This is a genomic window from Alphaproteobacteria bacterium US3C007 (assembly GCA_034423775.1).
Classification (GTDB): domain Bacteria; phylum Pseudomonadota; class Alphaproteobacteria; order Rhodobacterales; family Rhodobacteraceae; genus Thalassovivens; species Thalassovivens spotae.
Genome location: CP139918.1, coordinates 2,139,187 through 2,158,316, shown reverse-complemented (window position 1 = coordinate 2,158,316; position 19,130 = coordinate 2,139,187). Strand labels below are relative to the sequence as shown.

Below are 19,130 nucleotides of genomic sequence, written 5' to 3'. Positions count from 1 at the left end.
TCAAAACTTACATATTGCGCGAACAACCACCGACCCTTTAATAGGCTAGGCGCTTGAACTATTCGGTCTTTGAAGAACATCCGCCCTCAATGCGCATAAATCAGCAAGCCGGCATAATTGTTTACCCCCGCTTTTGAAGCGTTAACGCCGACCATTCTCCAATATCTTCTCGGTGTTCGAGAGTAAGAGCATATTTTTCATATTGCCTCAGAATATCCTGCACCTGCGTGACCAGCAAACCAGATAAGATAAGCTTTCCGCCTAAGCGAATATGCGCTGCGAAATCCTGGGCAAGATCGATCAAAGGGCCCTTTAAGATATTGGCAAAAATCAAATCGTAAGGGGCCGACGCCGCCAAAGCGGGGTGATCAAACCCCGCGGCTTCAACGCAAGTAACGCGGCCCGAAAGCCCATTCGCAGCAAGATTGGCTTCTGCGACCTCAACCGCGACCAGATCGATATCGCTTGCTAGTATGTCACCCTGCCAAACTGAGGCTGCGGCCATCGCCAAAACTGCCGTACCGCATCCGATATCAGCAATTTTTTCGGCCATAAACCCCTGATCCAACAGGCGGTCTAACGCCCGTAAACAGCCCAATGTTGTTCCATGATGACCAGTTCCAAAGGCCATCGCGGCTTCGATCAACAAAGCCGTTGCATCGTTTGGCACTTTTTCTGCATCATGGCTGCCATAGACAAAAAAGCGCCCCGCCTTAACCGGCGCTAATTCGCGTTTCACTTTGGACACCCAATCAGTTTCTGGCAATTCTGACACCGCAAAAGGCACCGCATCAAACGCAGCCGCCAGCAGAGCCAAAGCGACCGCATCGGGCGCCTCGGTAAAATACCCTCCAACTTCCCAAAGCCCCGACCCATCCTCAAGCTCAAACACGCCGACACCCTCAGGTGGCGGATCAAGCCGCTCCATCGCCTCGCCGAGGGCCGTGGCCTGCGCGGGGCCGTTTAACGTTGTAAGCGCTGTAAATGTAGACATAGAACCTCCAAAATCATGCAACTGGCGGTAGGGGGCGATGGCGCTTAGGTCAAGCCTTGATCTGCAAACATCCAAAGGCAGAAATTTATCCCCCCCCAAATTAGCCGCAAAAACGCAGCCCCGATGCCGTTACGCGACGCAAGTTATAAAGGGTTTGCAAGGACCAAAGGCGCTACCACCGCTCGCGCGCGCTTAAAGAGTATCAACACCGCGGCGGTCTAGCTGATTGCGGGTTCTGGGCTAAAAATTGTTTCGCAGCCAGAGCGAGGATGGCGCGGAATCATCAACGCCAAAACCAAGGATGCGAATGCCATCGCTGCAGCAATCACAAAAACCCCAGCGGGTGAATATAGCCAGAAAAATCCAAGCGCCACCGGCAAGAAAACTGCAGCAATATGATTGATGGTAAAGGCAACCGCTGCGCTGGATGCAATATCAGCCGGATCCGCAATTTTTTGAAAATATGTTTTCAACGCCAGAGCAAGCGAGAAAAACAAATGGTCAAGCACAAACAACAAGATCGCCAAAGACAGCCCCCACCCAAAATAATAAATGCCCCCATAGGCCAAAAAAACGCCTACCAAACCCAGATACTCAAAAGCCAATGTGGAGCGTTCTCCAAAATAGCCGACCGCGCGCCCGGCAAAGGGCGCAAGCACTGTGTTCAAAAGCAAGTTTACGAGAAGCAGCCAAGCCATTTCATGCACTTCAAATCCAAACCGCTCTACCAACATAAAGCCGGCAAAAACCACAAAAATCTGACGCCGTGCGCCGGCCATAAACTGAAGCAGATAATAAAGCCAATAGCGCCTACGCAAAACCATTTTCTTGGTTTGAACATTGGCGGCTCGAAACCGCGGATATCCAATAAAGCACAGCATGGCAATGAGCATGCTTGCTCCGCCGCCAGCCATGTAAATTGGATTATAAGAAAGATTAAAAACCTGCGTAGCGATCAGAATCATACCATAAGCAAACAAAGCCGAGCCCGCACCAGCGGCCGTTAAAAGCCCCAAAACCCGCGGCGCATCTGCTTTGGGAATCCATTGCAGCTGCAACGATTGATTTACGGTTTCAAAGTAGTGAAACCCGATTGAGCTGATCAATGTGACGGTCAAAATACCCGCCATTGAAGGGAACCAGGCTGTAACGGCGGTGGCGGCTCCAAGCACGAATAGCGCGATCAGCCCAAACACCTGTTCGTGAAAAAACAACAGAAAAGCCAGAACGCCAACCGCCAAAAACCCTGGAATTTCTCTTATCGTGTGCAGCCAGCCAATATCTGCGCCATCAAACCCGCCCACTTCAATCACAAAATTATTCAATAAGGCCGACCATACCCAAAACGCCAAGGGCATGGCCACAGCCAGCACAAATAGCAGGGTTTTGGGTTGCTGCCATGGGGGGAGCTGCGCAGCAGCTGAAAGCGGGACTTGATCAGGCATTCCACGCTTCTACTGGCTTTCCAACGCTTTGACGAGATCAAACTACACCCTGTATAGGCCGTCTGACGCAAACCCGGTTGCAGCCCTATAGAAAACTTTGCGGATCAATATCGACATTCACCCGCAGGCCTGCTTTCGGTTTTACCTTCAGCCAGCGCCGAAGGGCCGGTTGCACCCGGCTTGTTTTATCCGCTTTGATCAGTAAACGCACCCGAAAGCGGCCACGCACCCGCGCGATTGGAGCCGGCGCAGGGCCAAAAACTTGCGCCCCAATTTCGGTAAGAGGCCTAGAGTTGCGCGCCAAATGCTGAGCGTATTCAAACGCCTCTTCTTGCGTGAGGGCGCTGATCACCAAGCCAACAAGGCGGCCAAAGGGCGGGACCAATGCGCTTTGCCGCATCCGCGCTTCCGCATTCCAGAACGCCTCTTCATCCCCTTTCAAAATGGCTTGTATCACGGGATGTTCTGGCTGATGCGTTTGCAAATAGGCAGACCCTGCCCTTTGCGCGCGGCCGGCCCGCCCCGCCACTTGCCGCATGATTTGAAATGTGTGCTCCGCCGCGCGCAAATCAGACCCCTGCAACCCAAGATCAGCATCAATTACCCCAACCAATGTAAGATTTGGAAAATTATGACCCTTCGCCACCAATTGCGTGCCAACGATAATATCCGCAGCGCCATCGCCAATCTCTTGGATTTTTTCTTTTAACGCCCGCGCCGAGGCAAATAGGTCAGAGGATAAAACCGCAATGCGTGCCTCGGGGCACAGCGCTGCAATTTCATCGGCCAATCTTTCGATACCCGGCCCAATCGCGGCCATGCGCCCAGCAACCGAGCAGCTTGGGCATGCGTCTAACAAAGGCTGCGTTTCGCCGCATTGATGGCACATCAAGCGCTTAGAAAACCGGTGCTCAACAAGACGCGCGTCGCAATGCGGGCAGCCAACCTGCTCTCCACAAGCCCGGCAAAGCGTGACCGGCGCGTATCCACGCCGGTTAATAAACAATAAGGATTGCTCTTTTTTTTCCAATCGAAGTTTAATTTGCGCAAGCAGGCTCTGGGAAATCCATCGATCACTTGGCAGCGTTTCAACGCGCATATCGATGGCCTGCATTTTGGGCATTTTGGCAGGCCCAAAGCGTTTTAACAGATCAATGCGCTGGTATTTGCCTGATATGGCATTCACCCAACTTTCCAAGCTGGGCGTTGCGCTGGCCAGAATAACATGCGCGCCCGCTATTGAGGCCCGTAAAACCGCCATATCCCGAGCATGGTAAATCACCCCATCTTCTTGTTTGTAGGAACTGTCATGTTCTTCATCCACAATAATCAGGCTCAAATTGCGAAAAGGCAAAAATAATGCAGAGCGGGCCCCCACAACCAATTGCGCACCGTTTTGCGCCACCATTCGCCAACAGCGGCGCCGGTCCCGCGGCGTGATCCCCGAGTGCCATTCCGCCGGGCGTGCCCCAAACCGTGCCTCGACGCGATTGATGAATTCCGCGCTCAGCGCGATTTCGGGCAATAGCACCAATGCCTGCCCGCCTGCGCGCAAAACGTCAGCAACCGCCTCTAAATAAACCTCGGTCTTGCCCGAACCGGTTACCCCGCGCAGCAAACTGGCGCCATAGACCTGCCGGCTTAAGGCGCCGCGCAACTGTTGCACAGCTTTGTCTTGATCTTCGTTCAGCGCCTTGGCGCCAAATCCGGGATTGAGCTGTGCAAAGGGGCGATCGCGCGGAATTTCATCCTCGAGCACGGCCCCCGCAGAGACCAGCCCTTTTACAACTGAAGGCGAAACGGCCGCCGCCTCGGCCAACTCGCTAAGCGAGAGCCCCGCGCCACCAAAGGTTTTTAGCGTCTCGCACACTCGCAGCCGCGCCGCGGTGCGTTTTACCGGCCCCGCTGCCGCCAGCCGATAAATTTTTTCAGTTTTCTGACGATCGCTCAACCCCTGCACGCGGGTTGCCAATTGCAACATCGCGCTCAGCGGCGTCAGCGTGTAATCCGCTGCGCGGATCAAGAACTCGTGCAATTCTGCTTGCATCGGGGGCAAATCTAGCACCCGATTGACGGCGCGCAGTTTCGTGCGATCAAAATCGCCGGTGCCGGCCCCCCAAATCACGCCCAGTACTTTTCGCGGCCCCAACGGCACTTCAACAAAAGCACGAAGCCGGCACCCGCCCGCGGGCGCACGATAGTCTAAAAGCCGGTCAATCGGTTGGCTCGTTAGAACGCAGACGGTCTCTCCTTCACTGAAAAACTCTTTTGTCTGCACTTTTTACTCCACGTTGGGGTTTTCCATAGCCGAAACTTACAGTAAAGCCAAACCACGCCTCACCCTAGCCATGCAAGGATTACGTCATGAAATTTTTTGTCGACACCGCCGAAGTTTCCGAAATTATTGAGTTGAACGATCTGGGAATGGTTGATGGTGTGACCACGAACCCGTCTTTGATCAAAAAATCTGGTCGCGATATTTTGGAAGTCACGAAAGAGATTTGCGGCATTGTATCTGGCCCTGTCAGCGCCGAGGTCACGGCCACTGACGCAGATAAAATGATCGCAGAAGGGCGCAAACTGGCGGAATTGGCCAGCAATATCGCGGTTAAGCTTCCCCTGACATGGGATGGTTTGAAAGCTTGCCGGGTGCTGAGCCAAGAAGGCAAAATGGTCAACGTCACTTTATGTTTTGCCGCCAATCAAGCCTTATTAGCGGCAAAAGCAGGAGCAACCTTCATTTCCCCCTTCATCGGCCGTTTAGACGATATCAATTTGGATGGGATGGAGTTGATTGAAGATATCCGCACCATTTATGACAATTACGGCTTTGAAACGCAAATTTTGGCGGCCTCAATCCGGACCGCAAATCACGTGCTCGACAGCGCGCGCATCGGCGCCGATGTTATAACTGCCCCCCCCGCCGTTATCAAAAACCTAGCCAACCATCCCTTGACCGATAAGGGATTGGCAACCTTTTTGGCGGATATCAAAAAAACTGGACAAACAATTCTGTAATCGTGTTATCGTTCAATCTCAAATTGGTAGAATGGCCAGAACGAGATGCGCGTAACGTCAAAAATAGACAGCATATTAAGGCAAAAAATTATTGATCGCCCAGGTGTGATTCTGGACGATCCTGATGTTATGCAGGCGCTGATTGCAGCCAATGAAACCGCCATGGGTGCTAATATTGTTGACCTGCGCGGGGTCGCGATGGATCGTTTGGAAAGCCGCCTTGACCGGTTGGAAAATACCCATCGCGGCGTGATTGCAGCCGCTTATGAGAATATGGCGGGTACGAATCAAATTCAGCGCGCTGTTTTACGATTGTTAGAAGCACCTGATTTTGCCGCCTTCATGGAAGCGATCACCGGTGATGTGTCACATATTCTGCGCGTTCAGTCGCTCAGGATGGTCTTAGAAACCCGCCAGAATGACGGACCAGCGCGCAATGCGCTTGAACAATATAACGACACTATAACCTTAGTGGCGCCGGGCTTTGTTGATATTTATCTGTCGCAAGGGCGCAATGCCCCCGCCTCAGATATTCTTTTGCGGCAAGTTCATCGCGGCTCTGAGCAAGTCTTTGGCACAGCGGCAAAATTCATTCGCTCTGAAGCGGCGCTGCCATTAGATATGGGGCCGGGCAGATTGCCTGGAATGCTGGTTTTGGGGGCTGAAGACCCTTATCTTTTCACCGCTCAGCAGGGCACTGAATTGCTGTCATTTTTTGGCAATGTTTTTGAAAGAATGATGATACGCTGGCTTTCATGAGCCCGCTGTCACCCGCGATCCTCACTTCATTGCATGAGTGGCTTTCAACGAAAGCCGCCTTGGAGAACCTTTCGGTTCATACAGTCAGCGCTTATGAGCGTGACCTGTTGGATTACCTTGGCTTTATGTCGGCTCATTTAAAAAACGGACACGCGGTTAAATCGCTGGCGCATATACGCGTCGGCGATTTGCGCGCCTGGATGGCCAAGCTGCGCAAAGACGAGCTGAGCAGTCGCTCAATCGCCAGAAAACTTTCCTCGCTTAAAAGCTATTATCGCTGGCTCGCGCAAAGAGAGCATTTTGACCCCAGCATTGTGCTGGCCTTTAAAGCGCCAAAATTCCAATCAAAAATACCGCGCCCGCTATCCGAGGAAGGCGCCTTGCAAATGTTAGAAACCGTTCCCCAGCAAAGCCTTGAGCCATGGATAGCCGCGCGCGACTTGGCCATTGTAAGCCTGCTATACGGCTGTGGTTTGCGCATATCAGAGGCGTTAGATTTGCGGGCCCGCTCTACCCCTCTTGGCAATAGTGTGAAGATCACCGGCAAGGGCGGTAAAGAACGACTCGTACCGATTTTACCCCTGATTGCAGAGGCGGTGGCGCGCTACCTTCATCTCTGCCCGTTTCCTTTATCGCCGCAGGATCAAATTTTTCGAGGCGCGCGCGGCGGCCCGCTAAACCCTAGGCTGGTGCAAAAAACGGTTCAGCAAGCGCGCTTGCAATTGGGGCTGCCGGCCAATGCCACACCCCATGCGATGCGCCATAGTTTTGCCACCCACCTTCTTAGCGCGGGCGCAGATTTGCGCAGCATTCAAGAGCTGCTTGGACATGCCAGCTTATCGACCACGCAGGCCTACACAGCGGTTGATACGGCCCGCCTGATGGACGTCTATTCGCAAACCCATCCCAAGGCAGAATAGAAATTTGCATTCCTGCTGAAACTGGGCCATGACGGATCTATGACAAAAGAAACAAAGGCGCTGAGCGTCCATTTATTCACCGCCACGGGCGCTGTTTTTGCAATGCTGGCCATGCTGGCGGCTGCTGACGCAAAATGGAGCCTGATGTTTTTATGGTTAATCGTCGCCTTTTTTGTGGATGGGGTCGATGGGCCCTTAGCGCGCAAATATGACGTTAAAACCAATGCTGCGCGCTTTGACGGGGTGCTTCTGGATCTGATTATCGATTATTTGACCTATGTTTTCATCCCGGCCTTTGCGCTGTTTAAATCGGGGCTTTTGCCAGGGTGGACGGGCTGGATCGCGATCATTATCATCACGTTCGCTTCGGCCATGTATTTCTGCGATGGCAATATGAAAACCAAAGATAATAGCTTTCACGGGTTTCCGGGCTGCTGGAATATGGTGGTGATCGTCTTATTCGCGCTCTCTCCAAACTTTTGGTTTATTCTGGCGCTGATCAGCCTCTTGGCTATATCGATGTTTTTACCGGTCAAATTTGTGCATCCCGTGCGCACGGTGCGCTGGCGGGCGGTTACGCTTCCAATGGCGATGGCGTGGGTTATTTTCGCAGGATGGGCCGCTTGGGTGGATTTTCACCCCCAAAGCTGGGCCCATTGGGGGCTGATTGTCACATCAATGTACCTTGTAACGGCGGGATTGTTTCAGCAAATCATCCCGGGCTCTAAGGCTTAAGGCGGTACCCGCGCAGCAACATCCACCAGGCCACAAAGCCCGTGGCAAAAAAACATATCAGCGAAATCATCAAGCCCGGTAAAACGGGGGTATCAGACACCCCTAAAACCGAAAAGCGCAGGCCATCAATCAGGTAAAAAATTGGATTGAATAAAGCAATTTTTTGCAAAACTTCGGGCAAGGCAGTGATCGAATAAAAACTGCCCGACAAAAAAGCCAATGGGGTGATAATGAAATTTGTAATCGCCGACATCTGATCGTATTTCTGCGCATAAATACCCGCAAGCAATCCCAAGGATGCCAAAAAACCCGCGCCTGAAATGGTGAACGCCAGCGCCAAAAGCGGATGCGCCACCTTAATACCCAGCACAAACGCGCATCCAACCCACAGCCCAATCGCCACAAACAGACCCCGGGCAATCCCGCCAAGCACATAGCCTGCTAGCATTTCCCCCGCTGACAGCGGCGGCATAAGCGTATCGACAATATTGCCCTGAATTTTAGATGTCATAATCGAGGATGAGGTATTGGCAAACGCGTTTTGGATAATACTCATCATCACAATCCCCGGCACCATAAAGATAATATAAGAATACCCCATCACCAGGCCACGATTGGGGCCAACCGCAATGTTGAAAATCAACAGAAACAAACCAGATGTCACCATGGGCGCTGCGATGGTTTGGTTCCAGACGGCCAGAAAGCGCATAATCTCACGTTTCACCAGCGTCGCAACCCCGATCCAATTCACCAAACCAAAGCGCCGGACGCCAATTTTATTGTCAATCTGCATGTAAACGCCTCAATCTTTGATTCTGATGCCTTGTAACTCGGGACCCAATGCTTAGAATAGGGGCTTGTTGAATTTTTAAGGGCGGCCCCAGATTATGGCCGCTTTTTGCATAGGAAAAACCGATGTCGTGGACTGATGAGCGGGTAGAGCTGCTGACTAAAATGTGGGGCGAAGGCCAATCGGCCAGCCAGATAGCAAAAGAATTGGGTGGTGTCACGCGCAATGCTGTGATTGGCAAAGTACACCGGTTGGGACTCTCGAACCGCGCCACAACCACCGCCAAGCCGGAAGCCAAAGTAAAATCAGCCTCCAAGGAAGAGGTGAAATCTGCAGCGCCGAGCGAAGCTGCGATCAAAGAGCCTGAAGCCAAAGCCCCGATTTCGCCGGCGCGCCGGCAGATCATTCCGGCCGGTCAGCCTTTACCACCGCAACCCTCTGCCAATGAAATCAGCCCGGAAGCTTTGGCAAAAGTATCGGAAGTTGAAAAGAAATCGAAAAAGATATCTCTGATGGAGCTGACCGAGCGTACGTGCAAATGGCCCATTGGCGATCCTGCCACCTCAGATTTCTGGTTTTGCGGCCTGCCCACCCAAACCGGGAAACCTTATTGTGAAGCGCATGTTGGCGTGGCGTTTCAGCCGCTCAGCACGCGCAGAGATCGGCGGCGCTAAGCCCGCTTTTTGCCACCTTTGGCGACGCAGGAAAAGCATGAGCTTTCACAGGCTGAACGCGTGATAAGCACCGCCGTTTAGAGGCGGTCGGCGCAGAGATTTCATCACTTAGCATCAGCGCAATGTCTAAGTCAGCTTTTCAAGCCCGCTGCCATAGGCTATAGGCGCGTTATGTCTGTAAATCCCCCGTCCCTGCGGCCTGATCTGGCCCGTGCAAAGCTGCAAAAAAATCTTCGCGATGGTCAACCGACCATCGGTATGGTGTCCCTTGGCTGTCCAAAAGCACTCGTTGATAGCGAACGGATCCTGACCCGATTGAGAGCCGAGGGCTATGGCGTGTCCCCCGATTATTCCGGAGCTGACGCGGTGATTGTAAACACCTGCGGATTTTTGGACAGCGCCAAAGCTGAAAGCCTTGAGGCGATCGGAGAAGCCTTAAACGAAAATGGCAAAGTGATCGTAACAGGCTGTCTTGGGGCCAATCCTGAATATATTTCGGGGGCGCATCCCAGCGTTTTAGCGGTGACCGGCCCCCACCAATATGAGCAGGTTTTGGATGCGGTTCATCAGGCGGTGCCGGCAAAACCCGATCCGTTTATAGATTTGTTGCCGGCTGCCAATATCAGCCTAACGCCTCGGCATTATAGCTATCTCAAAATTTCCGAAGGCTGCAATCATCGCTGCAAATTTTGCATTATCCCAGATATGCGCGGAAAGCTTCAAAGCCGTCCAGCCCATGCTATTTTGCGCGAGGCGGAAAAACTGGTGTCAAATGGCGTAAAAGAGCTTTTGGTTATTTCGCAAGACACCTCAGCCTATGGCGTGGATATCAAACATGCCGAAGCCAAGGGCCATCGTGCACATATCGTAGATTTAGCCCGCGATTTAGGCAGTTTGGGGGCTTGGGTGCGCTTGCATTACGTTTATCCCTACCCGTTCGTGCGTGATTTAATTCCGCTGATGGCAGAGGGCGTGATCCTGCCTTATCTGGATATTCCATTCCAGCACGCCCATCCAGAGACTTTAAGGCGTATGGCGCGGCCGGCAGCGGCCACCAAAACATTAGATGAAATCGCCGCATGGCGCGATATATGCCCAGAGATCACCCTGCGCTCTACTTTTATTGTTGGCTATCCCGGTGAAACCGAGGCCGAATTTCAAACTCTACTGGAGTGGTTAGAGGTCGCACAACTCGACCGCGTTGGCTGCTTCACATATGAAAATGTCGCCGGCGCCCGCGCAACCGCCTTGCCCGATCATCTGCCCGAAGAGGTTAAACAAAACCGCTGGGAACGGTTCATGCAAAAGGCACAACAGATTTCAGAAGCCAAATTGGCTAAAAAATTGGGCCAGAAGCTGCAGGTTATCGTGGATGACGTTGATGATGAGGCCGCAACCTGTCGCACAATGGCAGACGCGCCTGAAATTGATGGGAATTTGTTTATAGATTCAAATTTTGAAGATTTAACTATTGGCGATATTATCACGGTAAAAGTGGATGAGGCGGGCGCGTATGATCTTTGGGGCCAGCGGATAAAGCCTTAATCTGAAAGGCGGCGCAAAAAGCGGCTGGTGTGAGATAATGCTTTCACCTGGCTCTTCGCGCAAGCAAACTGGCCTTACTCGGCGCACGGCGCCCAACACCATTCGATACAAAGCCGACCCTCAGCCGCTTGCGCGCCATGGGAATCGCCGCACCGGCGGCGCCAGCTTAAAAGACCTGCAGCAGGGCAATCTTGTTCTAGGCTTGGCAAAGACCAAGCCGCTTTCAAAGGATGTGCTAAAGGGTCTTTAACCGCAACACCGCGCCTGGATTCATAATACCATGGGGGTCCAGCGCGGTTTTTATAGCGCGCATGGCCGCCAACTTAGCTGGGTCACCATAGCGTTCCAAATCTTCAATCTTCAGTCGGCCAATGCCATGCTCGGCGCTGACCGAGCCGTGCATTTCATGCACAAGATCATGTAGATCAGTTTTGATGCGCGGACGTAGATCTTCATAATCTTGCCGCGTTTTTCCCGAATCTGGAAAAACGTTGTAATGTAAATTTCCATCCCCCAAATGGCCAAAGCAATTCACCCGGAACGGACCAATACGGGCAATCGTTTGGTTGGCCGCTTCGATGAATGCGGGCAAAGCGGATAATGGCAAGCTAATATCATGATTTGACACCGCGCCAACCAACCGATTGGCCTCGGGCATCCGCTCGCGAACCGCCCAAAAATCCGCGCGTTGCGCTTCAGATTGCGCGATCATCCCATCCTGCACCAATCCTTGGTCGCACGCGCATTCGAATAAATCGCTAAGTATTTGCTGGGGATCTTCGCGCGCGCTGAGCCCCAAATCAATCAGTACCATCCATTCAGGCGCAACCTTGAAAGGCTGGCGCACGTCAGGCAAATGCTCTGACAAAAAATCCAAACCCTGCCGGTGCATCAATTCAAACGCGCTGAGCCCCTCTCCGATTTGAGCGCGGGCCAAAGATAACAAGCGTAACGCAGCGGCGGGTGATGGCACGGTGAGTATCGCTGTGCCCAGCATGCGCGGCAGAGGGCTCAGTTTTAACGCGGCTGCGGTGATTATCCCCAAGCTGCCTTCTGAGCCAATCAAAAGATTGCGCAGATCATAGCCCGTATTGTCTTTATAGAGCCGCGTCAGGCCCTGATAGATCTGCCCATCGGGCAGCACCGCTTCGATCCCAATGCACAGATTGCGCGCATTTCCATAGCGCAAAACATTCACGCCGCCCGCGTTGGTGGCCAAATTGCCACCGATGCGCGATGACCCCTCAGACGCCAATGACAAGGGAAACAACCGCTCCTGCGCCGCCGCTGCGGCTTGAATATCTGCAAGGATCGCGCCCGCCTCGACAACCAAGATATTTTCTTCAGGATAGATCGAGCGGATAGCATCCATCCGTTCAAGCGACAGAATCAAAGGCGCCGGGCCTTCGCCTTTGACTTGGCCGCCAACCAGACCCGTGCCGCCTCCAAAGGGAACAACGCCCACGCGCGATCGATGCGCCGCCGCGATCACAGCGCTCACCTGCTCGGTGGTTTCTGGCATGGCCACAATCGCAGCCTGCCCGGCCCAACGGCCACGAGGTTCCTCTAAATGCCGCGGCTCAGCCTGCCGGAACAAATGCGCAGGCAGCGCCGCGCATAATGTTTCAAGAAAACCGTGATCGGCCGGGTTCAATTGCATTTTCATTCCTTTTTGCTGGCTTTCCTACAGATAGCGCGCATAGCGCCAGCCGCCAGCTTAACCCGCGCTGCTGCGCCCGCGCCGATCGCCGCGCAACGCGGCATATAGCACATGGTTCCGCCAGCGCCCATTGATCTGAATATAGGATTGCGCAACCCCTTCATATTTAAACCCGGCTTTTTCCAGCACGCCGCGCGAGGCAACATTATCGGGCAAACATGCGCTTTCAACCCGGCTTAAATCCAAGGCCCCGAACGCATGCGCAACCATCGCAATAATGGCTTCGCTCATAAAGCCTTGCCGGGCATATTGCTGCCCCACCCAATACCCGATCGTGCCCACCTGAGACGGGCCGCGGCGAATATTATCCAAAGTGATGGCTCCAACCAACTGCCCCGCCTCTTTATGAAAGACAAAAAGCGGCACGGCATTGCCATTTTTTACCGCCCGCTGCGACCAATAAACACGATTGGTAAAAGATGCACGCGACAGATGGTCAGCCGCCCAAATGGGCTCCCAAGGCGATAAGAAAGCTCTGCTCTGATGGCGCAGTTTTGCCCATTCTCGAAAGTCACGATGTTCAGGAAGGCGCAGGCTCAATCGCGCGGTCAGGATCGAAACACTGCGCCGCTTGAACAACATTAGGCAGCGCGCCGCTTCTCAAGCACATCAAAGCTTGGCGCCTTTGCCACCGGCCCGTAAAGCGCAAGCGCTGCCGGCGCCGCCACCGCCATATGTTCTGCATAGGCTTTCAAATCGGCAAGTCCAACGGCATCAATACGTGCAACGGTTTCATCCAAACTGGGCACATAGCCCCAAATCTGTACCATTCTGGCCAGACGCTCGGCGCGATTTGACGCGCTTTCCAGCCCCATCAACATACCGGCCTTCATTTGCGCTCTTGCCCGATCAAGCTCTGCCGCGCTTATATCCTCTGCCGCGCGTTTCAACTCATCAATCGTTAAAGTTGCCAGATCGGGCAATTGCTCGGCGCTGGTGCCCGCGTAAATCGTGGTCATGCCCGTATCACTATAGGCACCAGCCTGCGCAAAAATTGTATAGCACAGGCCCAGATTCTCACGAATTTTCTGGAACAGCCGCGAGGACATACCACCCCCAAGCGCCAGCGCATAGATTTGCGCGGTATGGATTTGTTTATCCAGATAATTGGGGCTTTCAAAGGCCAGCGCGATATGCGCTTGCTCAAGCTTTTTCTCCCGCCGCAGATCACCCGCTTGGAAGCGCGCAGGCGTAAACGCATCTGAGGTTATTTTCGCCACTGCGCCAAAACTCGCCTCTGCCATGCGCACCAATTGATCGTGATCAACAGCACCAGCCGCCGCAAGGATCATCCGGTCGGGGCTGTAATGCTGCGAAATAAACGACACCAAATCTTCGCGCTGAACACCGGTGATTTGCGCGCTTGGACCTAAAATACTGCGACCCAAAGCTTGATTTGGATAGGCAGTTTCTTGCAACCAATCAAAAATCACGTCATCGGGCGTGTCAAGCGATTGCCCGATCTCTTGCAAAATCACCCCGCGCTCTATCTCGATTTCTTTGGCATCCAGAATCGAATTTTGTAAAATATCTGCCAAAATATCAAAGGCCATGGGCACATCATTTTGCAAAACCCGCGCGTAATAGGCCGTGACCTCGCGCGAGGTATAAGCATTGATAAACCCGCCCACGTCTTCGATGGCTTCGGCAATGGATAACGCGCTACGGGTTTTTGTGCCCTTAAACGCCATATGTTCTAGGAAATGCGCCAAGCCATTTTGATCCAAGGTTTCGTGGCGCCCGCCCGCCTGAACCCATATTCCGATCGAGGCCGATTGCAGCCCGGCCATAGGCTCGGTAACGATTTGAAAGCCATTCGCAAGCGTGGTGTGTTGAACCGTCAAAGTGATATCCGTTCTTTGATAAACTGTTTCAGCGCGCCCAAATCATTGGCAACCCGGGCAATCCGCTCGGGGCGCTCGAAGAGATCCGCCATATGGGGCGGCAAATCAGGGCGCAGGCCCGTAGCGGATTGAACCGCGTCTGGAAATTTCGCCGGATGCGCCGTGGCCAAAGTGATCATCGGCGTCTCGGGCTGTATTTGTTGCTCGGCCACATGCACGCCAATCGCCGAATGCGGGCAAAGCAGTTCGCCCGATCCTTTCAAGGTTTGCTCAATTTGCGCGCGGGTCTGCTCTTCACTGCAGCGTCCCGATTGAAAGTCGCGTTGCAGCATTTCCAAAACCCCTTGAGACAGGCTGAAACCACCCTCGGCTTTCAGCGCCGCCATCAAACCGCTGACTGCGGCCCCATCCCGGCCATAAGCCTCAAACAAGAGCCGTTCAAAATTCGAGCTCACTTGAATATCCATTGAGGGGCTGATCGACGGCAAAACGCCGCTGGTTTTATACGCGCCCTGCGTCAGGCACCGATGCAAAATGTCATTCTGGTTTGTTGCGACAATCAATTTGTCAATCGGCAACCCCATTCTTTTGGCAATAAAGCCCGCAAAAATATCACCAAAATTACCCGTTGGAACCGTGAAGCTAACCTGACGAGCCGGCGCGCCCAAAGCCACCGCGGAAGAAAAATAATAGACCGCTTGTGCCAAGACACGCGCCCAGTTGATCGAGTTCACCCCTGCCAAACGCACAGAATCGCGAAATTCAAAATCGTTAAACATATCTTTCACGCGTGCCTGACAATCGTCAAAATCACCGTCAACCGCAATCGCATGCACATTGCCCTCGCTTGGCGTGCTCATTTGGCGACGCTGCACATCAGACACCCGGCCATGAGGATACAGAATAAACACATCTACGCCGGCAAGCCCGCGGAATGCCTCAATCGCCGCGCTACCGGTATCGCCGCTTGTGGCCCCAACAATCGTTACCCGCTCGCCGCGGCGCTGCAAGGATAGTTGGAACAATTGCCCGATCAATTGCATCGCGAAATCTTTGAAGGCCAATGTTGGGCCGTGAAACAGCTCGAGAAGAAAGTGATTGCTGTCTAATTGTACCAAAGGGGCCTTGGCCGCATGCTGAAACCCTGCATAAGCTTTGCCAATTATTTGTTTAAACTCATCCTCAGAGAAAGCATTACCCAAGAAGGGCTGCATCACTCGAAACGCAATCTCCTCATAAGACAGGCCTGCCATTGCGCCAATCTCATCCTTCGATAGCTGCGGAACCGTTTCGGGTAAATATAATCCACCGTCGCGCGCCAACCCCGTGAGCATCGCTTCTTCAAAGCTCAGAACCGGTGCTGTGCCCCGCGTTGAAATATACTGCATATGCTTTAGCCTTTTTTCTTTTTTCGCGAACGCCATAAGAACGCACCTGACATCATAATCCAAATAGCGGCCAAGGAGAACCAAGTCACCGCATATTGCAGGTGATCATTCGGAATCGCTGAAGAGTCAATTTCTAAAGGCTTTATATTCTGATCTGGAGGGGAAATTTGTGATGCCACGATTAAAATAGGCTGCGTTTGTAACGCCTCTGATAACGCGCGCACATCGCGGGCAAACCAGATATTCTTCTCAAGATCAGGCGCAGGCGTAAACCCATCTACCTCATCTGGCCAATGCAAGTTGCCCTGCACCACCACCGCTTGATCTGCTTGCATATCCGAGCTCTTGGACAAATCGATAAAACCGCGATCCACCAGAATACGACGCCCCTCTATTTTAAAAGCCGAGATCACGCGATAGCCAGCTCCGATGCGCTTCTGACTGACCAGAACGCGGATATACTCTTGCCCAAACCGCCCCTCAGCGAAGACCGGCAAATACGTATCTTCAGAGGGAACCGGTGTTAGCGGCACCGGCACAGCCGGCGCGGCGATACGCTGATCTATCTGCTCAAGCACCGTTTGTTTCCAGGCAAGACGGTCCAACTGCCAATTGCCAAGCCATCCTAAAACGGCTGTGCCGGCAATTGAAAAGACAGCAAATAAAACCCGTTTCACACCTTAAACCCTGCTCTTTTAAAGATAAAAGCGCCCGACATGCGCGCGCTTTTATTCAGTTTATCAAGCTGTATTAGCTCCGCTATTGGTAGAGCTTACCCGCCCCACACATAGATTGCAGCGAATAAAAACAGCCACACTACGTCTACAAAATGCCAATACCATGCGGCGGCTTCAAACCCCAAATGGGATTCAACGCTGAAATGGCCCCGCCGCACCCGCAGCAGGCAGATGAACAAGAAGATCGTTCCGACCAAGACGTGAAAACCATGGAAGCCGGTGGCCATGAAGAAGCTCGCGCCATAAATATTACCAGCAAAGCCAAAGGCAGCATGGCTATATTCGTAAATTTGAAACACGGTAAAGATGGCGCCCAGCGCAATTGAGATGATCAGGCCCATTTTCACATCTTCACGGTTATCCTCATGGACCAAAGCATGGTGCGCCCAAGTCGCAGCCGCGCCTGAACATAACAAGATCAGCGTGTTGATCAGCGGCAGGTGCCAAGGGTCAAAGGTTTCAATACCAACCGGCGGCCAGACCCCATCAACGATTGGGCTCATTTCACCCATCGGGTACATTGCGTGTTTGAAAAACGTCCAGAACCACGCCAAGAAAAACATCACCTCTGACATGATAAACAAAATGAAACCGTACCGCAGGCCGATCAGCACGACGGGTGTGTGATCGCCTTCTTTATTCTCGGCGACCGTTTCGGCCCACCATCCGTACATTACGTATATAACGCCAACAAAGCCGATAAGCAGCAAATAAGGGCCTTTGTCATGAAAGAACAACACCGCTCCAAAAAGCATGATGAACCCAAACAGGGCGCCAATAAGCGGCCATAAAGAGGGGTTAAGGATGTGATAATCGTGATTTTTTGCGTGTGCCATAGGGTTCCCTCGTTGGCCTTCTTAATAAACAGGTTGTGGCTGATCATTTCCTATAGACGCAGAGCCTAACGGCAGATCAATTTCATAAAACGTATAAGACAGAGTGATCACCTTTGTAAATTGCGCATCTCGATCCTCTGCCAGTTCCGGATCAATATAAAAAGTTACCGGCATTTGCACCCGTTCCCCAGGCTGCAAAATTTGCTCTTCAAAGCAAAAACAAGCGATCTTATTGAAAAACCCACCCGCCTCATATGGGGTAACATTGTAACTGGCAGATCCGGCAACGGGCCGGTCGGTTGGGTTATAAGCTTCATAGAATGCCAAGCCCGTTTCACCGATCCTAAGCTCCATTTCGCGCTCAACCGGCGTAAACTCCCACGGCATGCCGCGTTCCAAGGAAGCATCAAACCGCACCTTCATCGTGCGCTCTAAGATCACTTCAGAATCTGCCTCAACGATGCTGGGCACGCCGCCAAAGCCCGTTGTGCGGCAAAACCAATCATAAAACGGCACCGATGCCCAAGCCAACGACCCCATAACCACCACAAGCGCCACGGCTTTTGATGCGGTTTTTTGATAGGCCCGGGACGACATTATTGATCCATTTGGGCGGTGGCGCGTTCAAAATCTCCGCGCGTGACTTTTGCGACCGTCAACCCAAAAACCAAAACCACGCAGGCTACCAGAATAAGGCCAACGCCCAAATTCCGCCCGAACCGGCGTTTGTGCAGCTCATGTTCTTTTTGAAAGCTCATGACCACAATCCTAAGCCAACCCGAGATAGAACGGCTTCAAGCAAAATTGCCCCAAAATGGGCAAACAGATATATCAGAGAAAGTTTGAAAAACTTGCGCTCGGCCAAGAAATTGTCAAGCTCGCTCTCCTCCTCATCGCGGCGCCAAATTTTCCAAGCTCCGATCAAAAACGCGCCGTTCAAAACCACCGCCACCAACAGATACACAGCGCCGCCAATGCTGGTAAATCCCGCTGCAATCGCCAAAATCGCGAGCAAAACGGTGTAAGCCAGGATATGGCTACGCGTAACCCGACGGCCATGCGTTACCGTCAGCATAGGCACGTCTGCCGCATCATAATCATTGCGCATGAACAGGGCCAATGCCCAGAAATGCGGCGGCGTCCACATAAAGATCAACGCGAACATCAAAACGCTTTCAATCGAGACCGACCCCGTTGCGCAGGCCCAACCGATCATCGGCGGAAACGCCCCTGCCGCACCACCAATCACGATGTTTTGCGGAGTCCAGCGTTTCAACCAGATTGTGTAGATCACCAAATAGAAGAAAATTGTGAATGCCAGCAGCGCGGCTGCGAATAGATTGGCCGCCAACGCCAGCATAACAACTGAAAATCCTGCCAGTGCAAAGCCCAGAATTTTGGCTTCCTCTGCGCTTACACGGCCAGAAGGGATCGGACGCTTTTGGGTGCGCCGCATCACCCGATCAATATCGGCATCCCACCACATATTTAACGCACCGGAGGCCCCGCCCCCGACAGCAATGAACAGAATAGAAGCAAACGCCACCACCCAGTGTAGCGGCACGGGGGCTGCAAGCAACCCGACCAAAGCCGTAAACACCACCAAAATCATAACCCGTGGCTTGAGCAACGCGAAGTAGTCGCCAAAGCTGGCTTCCATTTCATTTTGCGGGGCGTCGAGTGTTGCGTCGGTCATTAAAAGCTCATTTCCATTATTATGCGCCG

At 52.8% G+C, this 19,130-nt stretch carries 20 protein-coding genes; 7 read left to right on the top strand and 13 right to left on the bottom strand.

All coding sequences use genetic code 11. The features are described 5' to 3' along the window. Window positions 1–121 precede the first annotated feature (121 nt). From UM181_10360 to UM181_10350, 3 genes are all read right to left on the bottom strand, one after another. Window positions 122–994 (bottom strand): 50S ribosomal protein L11 methyltransferase, encoded by an 873-nt coding sequence (locus UM181_10360; GenBank protein ID WQC61735.1) that lies wholly within the window; start codon window positions 992–994, stop codon window positions 122–124. 218 nt (window positions 995–1,212) lie between these two features. Continuing rightward, a complete protein-coding gene (locus UM181_10355; protein ID WQC61734.1) occupies window positions 1,213–2,439 on the bottom strand; it encodes an MFS transporter in 1,227 nt (408 codons plus the stop codon). A gap of 85 nt (window positions 2,440–2,524) precedes the next feature. Further along, window positions 2,525–4,717 (bottom strand): primosomal protein N', encoded by a 2,193-nt coding sequence (locus UM181_10350; GenBank protein ID WQC61733.1) that lies wholly within the window; start codon window positions 4,715–4,717, stop codon window positions 2,525–2,527. A gap of 86 nt (window positions 4,718–4,803) precedes the next feature. Here UM181_10350 and fsa point away from each other — a divergent pair, with 86 nt between their 5' ends. Genes fsa through UM181_10330 form a run of 4 tightly spaced genes read left to right on the top strand, consistent with a single transcriptional unit; the run spans window position 4,804 to window position 7,871 of the window. Continuing rightward, window positions 4,804–5,457 (top strand): fructose-6-phosphate aldolase, encoded by a 654-nt coding sequence (gene fsa / locus UM181_10345; GenBank protein ID WQC61732.1) that lies wholly within the window; start codon window positions 4,804–4,806, stop codon window positions 5,455–5,457. A 45-nt stretch (window positions 5,458–5,502) separates the two neighbouring features. Continuing rightward, entirely contained in the window at window positions 5,503–6,216 is a 714-nt protein-coding gene (locus UM181_10340) for a DUF484 family protein (protein WQC61731.1), read from the top strand. Then, on the top strand, window positions 6,213–7,136 hold the full coding sequence (locus UM181_10335; protein ID WQC61730.1) for a tyrosine recombinase XerC: 924 nt from the start codon (window positions 6,213–6,215) through the stop codon (window positions 7,134–7,136). The genes UM181_10340 and UM181_10335 overlap by 4 nt, the downstream gene beginning before the upstream one ends. Window positions 7,137–7,175: 39 nt before the next feature. Then, a complete protein-coding gene (locus tag UM181_10330; protein WQC61729.1) occupies window positions 7,176–7,871 on the top strand; it encodes a CDP-alcohol phosphatidyltransferase family protein in 696 nt (231 codons plus the stop codon). On the opposite strand, the gene UM181_10325 is transcribed toward UM181_10330, so the two are convergent. Continuing rightward, window positions 7,861–8,664, bottom strand: coding sequence for an ABC transporter permease (locus tag UM181_10325; GenBank protein ID WQC61728.1), 804 nt, complete (start codon window positions 8,662–8,664; stop codon window positions 7,861–7,863). The two genes, UM181_10330 and UM181_10325, sit on opposite strands and share 11 nt — an antisense overlap. A gap of 122 nt (window positions 8,665–8,786) precedes the next feature. Here UM181_10325 and UM181_10320 point away from each other — a divergent pair, with 122 nt between their 5' ends. The 3 genes from UM181_10320 (at window position 8,787) to UM181_10310 (ending at window position 11,130) form a co-directional block, all read left to right on the top strand. Then, window positions 8,787–9,335, top strand: coding sequence for a GcrA family cell cycle regulator (locus UM181_10320; protein WQC61727.1), 549 nt, complete (start codon window positions 8,787–8,789; stop codon window positions 9,333–9,335). 171 nt (window positions 9,336–9,506) lie between these two features. Next, window positions 9,507–10,880: a 30S ribosomal protein S12 methylthiotransferase RimO gene (gene rimO, locus UM181_10315; GenBank protein WQC61726.1), complete on the top strand. Its 1,374-nt coding sequence runs from the start codon at window positions 9,507–9,509 to the stop codon at window positions 10,878–10,880. A 37-nt stretch (window positions 10,881–10,917) separates the two neighbouring features. Beyond that, the gene (locus UM181_10310) at window positions 10,918–11,130 is read left to right on the top strand and encodes a hypothetical protein (protein ID WQC61725.1); all 213 of its coding nucleotides are present in this window, start codon (window positions 10,918–10,920) and stop codon (window positions 11,128–11,130) included. On the opposite strand, the gene UM181_10305 is transcribed toward UM181_10310, so the two are convergent. The 9 genes from UM181_10305 to cyoE all read right to left on the bottom strand — a co-directional run bounded on the left by UM181_10305 (window position 11,116) and on the right by cyoE (window position 19,101). Then, window positions 11,116–12,540, bottom strand: a complete 1,425-nt coding sequence (locus UM181_10305; protein WQC61724.1) for an FAD-binding oxidoreductase — start codon at window positions 12,538–12,540, stop codon at window positions 11,116–11,118. The two genes, UM181_10310 and UM181_10305, sit on opposite strands and share 15 nt — an antisense overlap. A 57-nt stretch (window positions 12,541–12,597) precedes the next feature. Beyond that, complete coding sequence (locus UM181_10300) at window positions 12,598–13,182, bottom strand: GNAT family protein (GenBank protein WQC61723.1); 585 nt, start codon at window positions 13,180–13,182, stop codon at window positions 12,598–12,600. After that, entirely contained in the window at window positions 13,182–14,444 is a 1,263-nt protein-coding gene (locus UM181_10295; protein WQC61722.1) for a pitrilysin family protein, read from the bottom strand. The genes UM181_10300 and UM181_10295 overlap by 1 nt, the downstream gene beginning before the upstream one ends. After that, window positions 14,441–15,832 (bottom strand): threonine synthase, encoded by a 1,392-nt coding sequence (gene thrC / locus UM181_10290; protein ID WQC61721.1) that lies wholly within the window; start codon window positions 15,830–15,832, stop codon window positions 14,441–14,443. Before thrC ends, UM181_10295 begins: the two co-directional genes overlap by 4 nt. Before the next feature lie 5 nt (window positions 15,833–15,837). Next, entirely contained in the window at window positions 15,838–16,509 is a 672-nt protein-coding gene (locus UM181_10285; protein ID WQC61720.1) for an SURF1 family protein, read from the bottom strand. Between the two features lie 95 nt (window positions 16,510–16,604). Continuing rightward, window positions 16,605–17,405: a cytochrome c oxidase subunit 3 gene (locus UM181_10280; protein WQC61719.1), complete on the bottom strand. Its 801-nt coding sequence runs from the start codon at window positions 17,403–17,405 to the stop codon at window positions 16,605–16,607. 21 nt (window positions 17,406–17,426) lie between these two features. Next, window positions 17,427–18,002, bottom strand: a complete 576-nt coding sequence (locus UM181_10275; protein ID WQC61718.1) for a cytochrome c oxidase assembly protein — start codon at window positions 18,000–18,002, stop codon at window positions 17,427–17,429. Beyond that, complete coding sequence (locus UM181_10270) at window positions 18,002–18,163, bottom strand: hypothetical protein (GenBank protein ID WQC61717.1); 162 nt, start codon at window positions 18,161–18,163, stop codon at window positions 18,002–18,004. Before UM181_10270 ends, UM181_10275 begins: the two co-directional genes overlap by 1 nt. Next, a complete protein-coding gene (cyoE, locus tag UM181_10265) occupies window positions 18,160–19,101 on the bottom strand; it encodes a heme o synthase (GenBank protein WQC61716.1) in 942 nt (313 codons plus the stop codon). The genes UM181_10270 and cyoE overlap by 4 nt, the downstream gene beginning before the upstream one ends. Window positions 19,102–19,130 lie beyond the last annotated feature (29 nt).

What these genes read in the sequence shown, in the direction of transcription:
- UM181_10275 (WQC61718.1), bottom strand. Translation starts at nt 18,002, where the DNA reads ATGTCGTCCCGGGCCTATCAAAAAACCGCATCAAAAGCCGTGGCGCTT.
- UM181_10310 (WQC61725.1), top strand. Translation starts at nt 10,918, where the DNA reads ATGCTTTCACCTGGCTCTTCGCGCAAGCAAACTGGCCTTACTCGGCGC.
- UM181_10320 (WQC61727.1), top strand. Translation starts at nt 8,787, where the DNA reads ATGTCGTGGACTGATGAGCGGGTAGAGCTGCTGACTAAAATGTGGGGC.
- UM181_10325 (WQC61728.1), bottom strand. Translation starts at nt 8,664, where the DNA reads ATGCAGATTGACAATAAAATTGGCGTCCGGCGCTTTGGTTTGGTGAAT.
- UM181_10330 (WQC61729.1), top strand. Translation starts at nt 7,176, where the DNA reads ATGACAAAAGAAACAAAGGCGCTGAGCGTCCATTTATTCACCGCCACG.
- rimO (WQC61726.1), top strand. Translation starts at nt 9,507, where the DNA reads ATGTCTGTAAATCCCCCGTCCCTGCGGCCTGATCTGGCCCGTGCAAAG.
- UM181_10340 (WQC61731.1), top strand. Translation starts at nt 5,503, where the DNA reads ATGCGCGTAACGTCAAAAATAGACAGCATATTAAGGCAAAAAATTATT.
- thrC (WQC61721.1), bottom strand. Translation starts at nt 15,832, where the DNA reads ATGCAGTATATTTCAACGCGGGGCACAGCACCGGTTCTGAGCTTTGAA.
- UM181_10270 (WQC61717.1), bottom strand. Translation starts at nt 18,163, where the DNA reads ATGAGCTTTCAAAAAGAACATGAGCTGCACAAACGCCGGTTCGGGCGG.
- UM181_10335 (WQC61730.1), top strand. Translation starts at nt 6,213, where the DNA reads ATGAGCCCGCTGTCACCCGCGATCCTCACTTCATTGCATGAGTGGCTT.
- fsa (WQC61732.1), top strand. Translation starts at nt 4,804, where the DNA reads ATGAAATTTTTTGTCGACACCGCCGAAGTTTCCGAAATTATTGAGTTG.
- UM181_10355 (WQC61734.1), bottom strand. Translation starts at nt 2,439, where the DNA reads ATGCCTGATCAAGTCCCGCTTTCAGCTGCTGCGCAGCTCCCCCCATGG.
- UM181_10300 (WQC61723.1), bottom strand. Translation starts at nt 13,182, where the DNA reads ATGTTGTTCAAGCGGCGCAGTGTTTCGATCCTGACCGCGCGATTGAGC.
- UM181_10360 (WQC61735.1), bottom strand. Translation starts at nt 994, where the DNA reads ATGTCTACATTTACAGCGCTTACAACGTTAAACGGCCCCGCGCAGGCC.
- UM181_10280 (WQC61719.1), bottom strand. Translation starts at nt 17,405, where the DNA reads ATGGCACACGCAAAAAATCACGATTATCACATCCTTAACCCCTCTTTA.
- cyoE (WQC61716.1), bottom strand. Translation starts at nt 19,101, where the DNA reads ATGACCGACGCAACACTCGACGCCCCGCAAAATGAAATGGAAGCCAGC.
- UM181_10305 (WQC61724.1), bottom strand. Translation starts at nt 12,540, where the DNA reads ATGCAATTGAACCCGGCCGATCACGGTTTTCTTGAAACATTATGCGCG.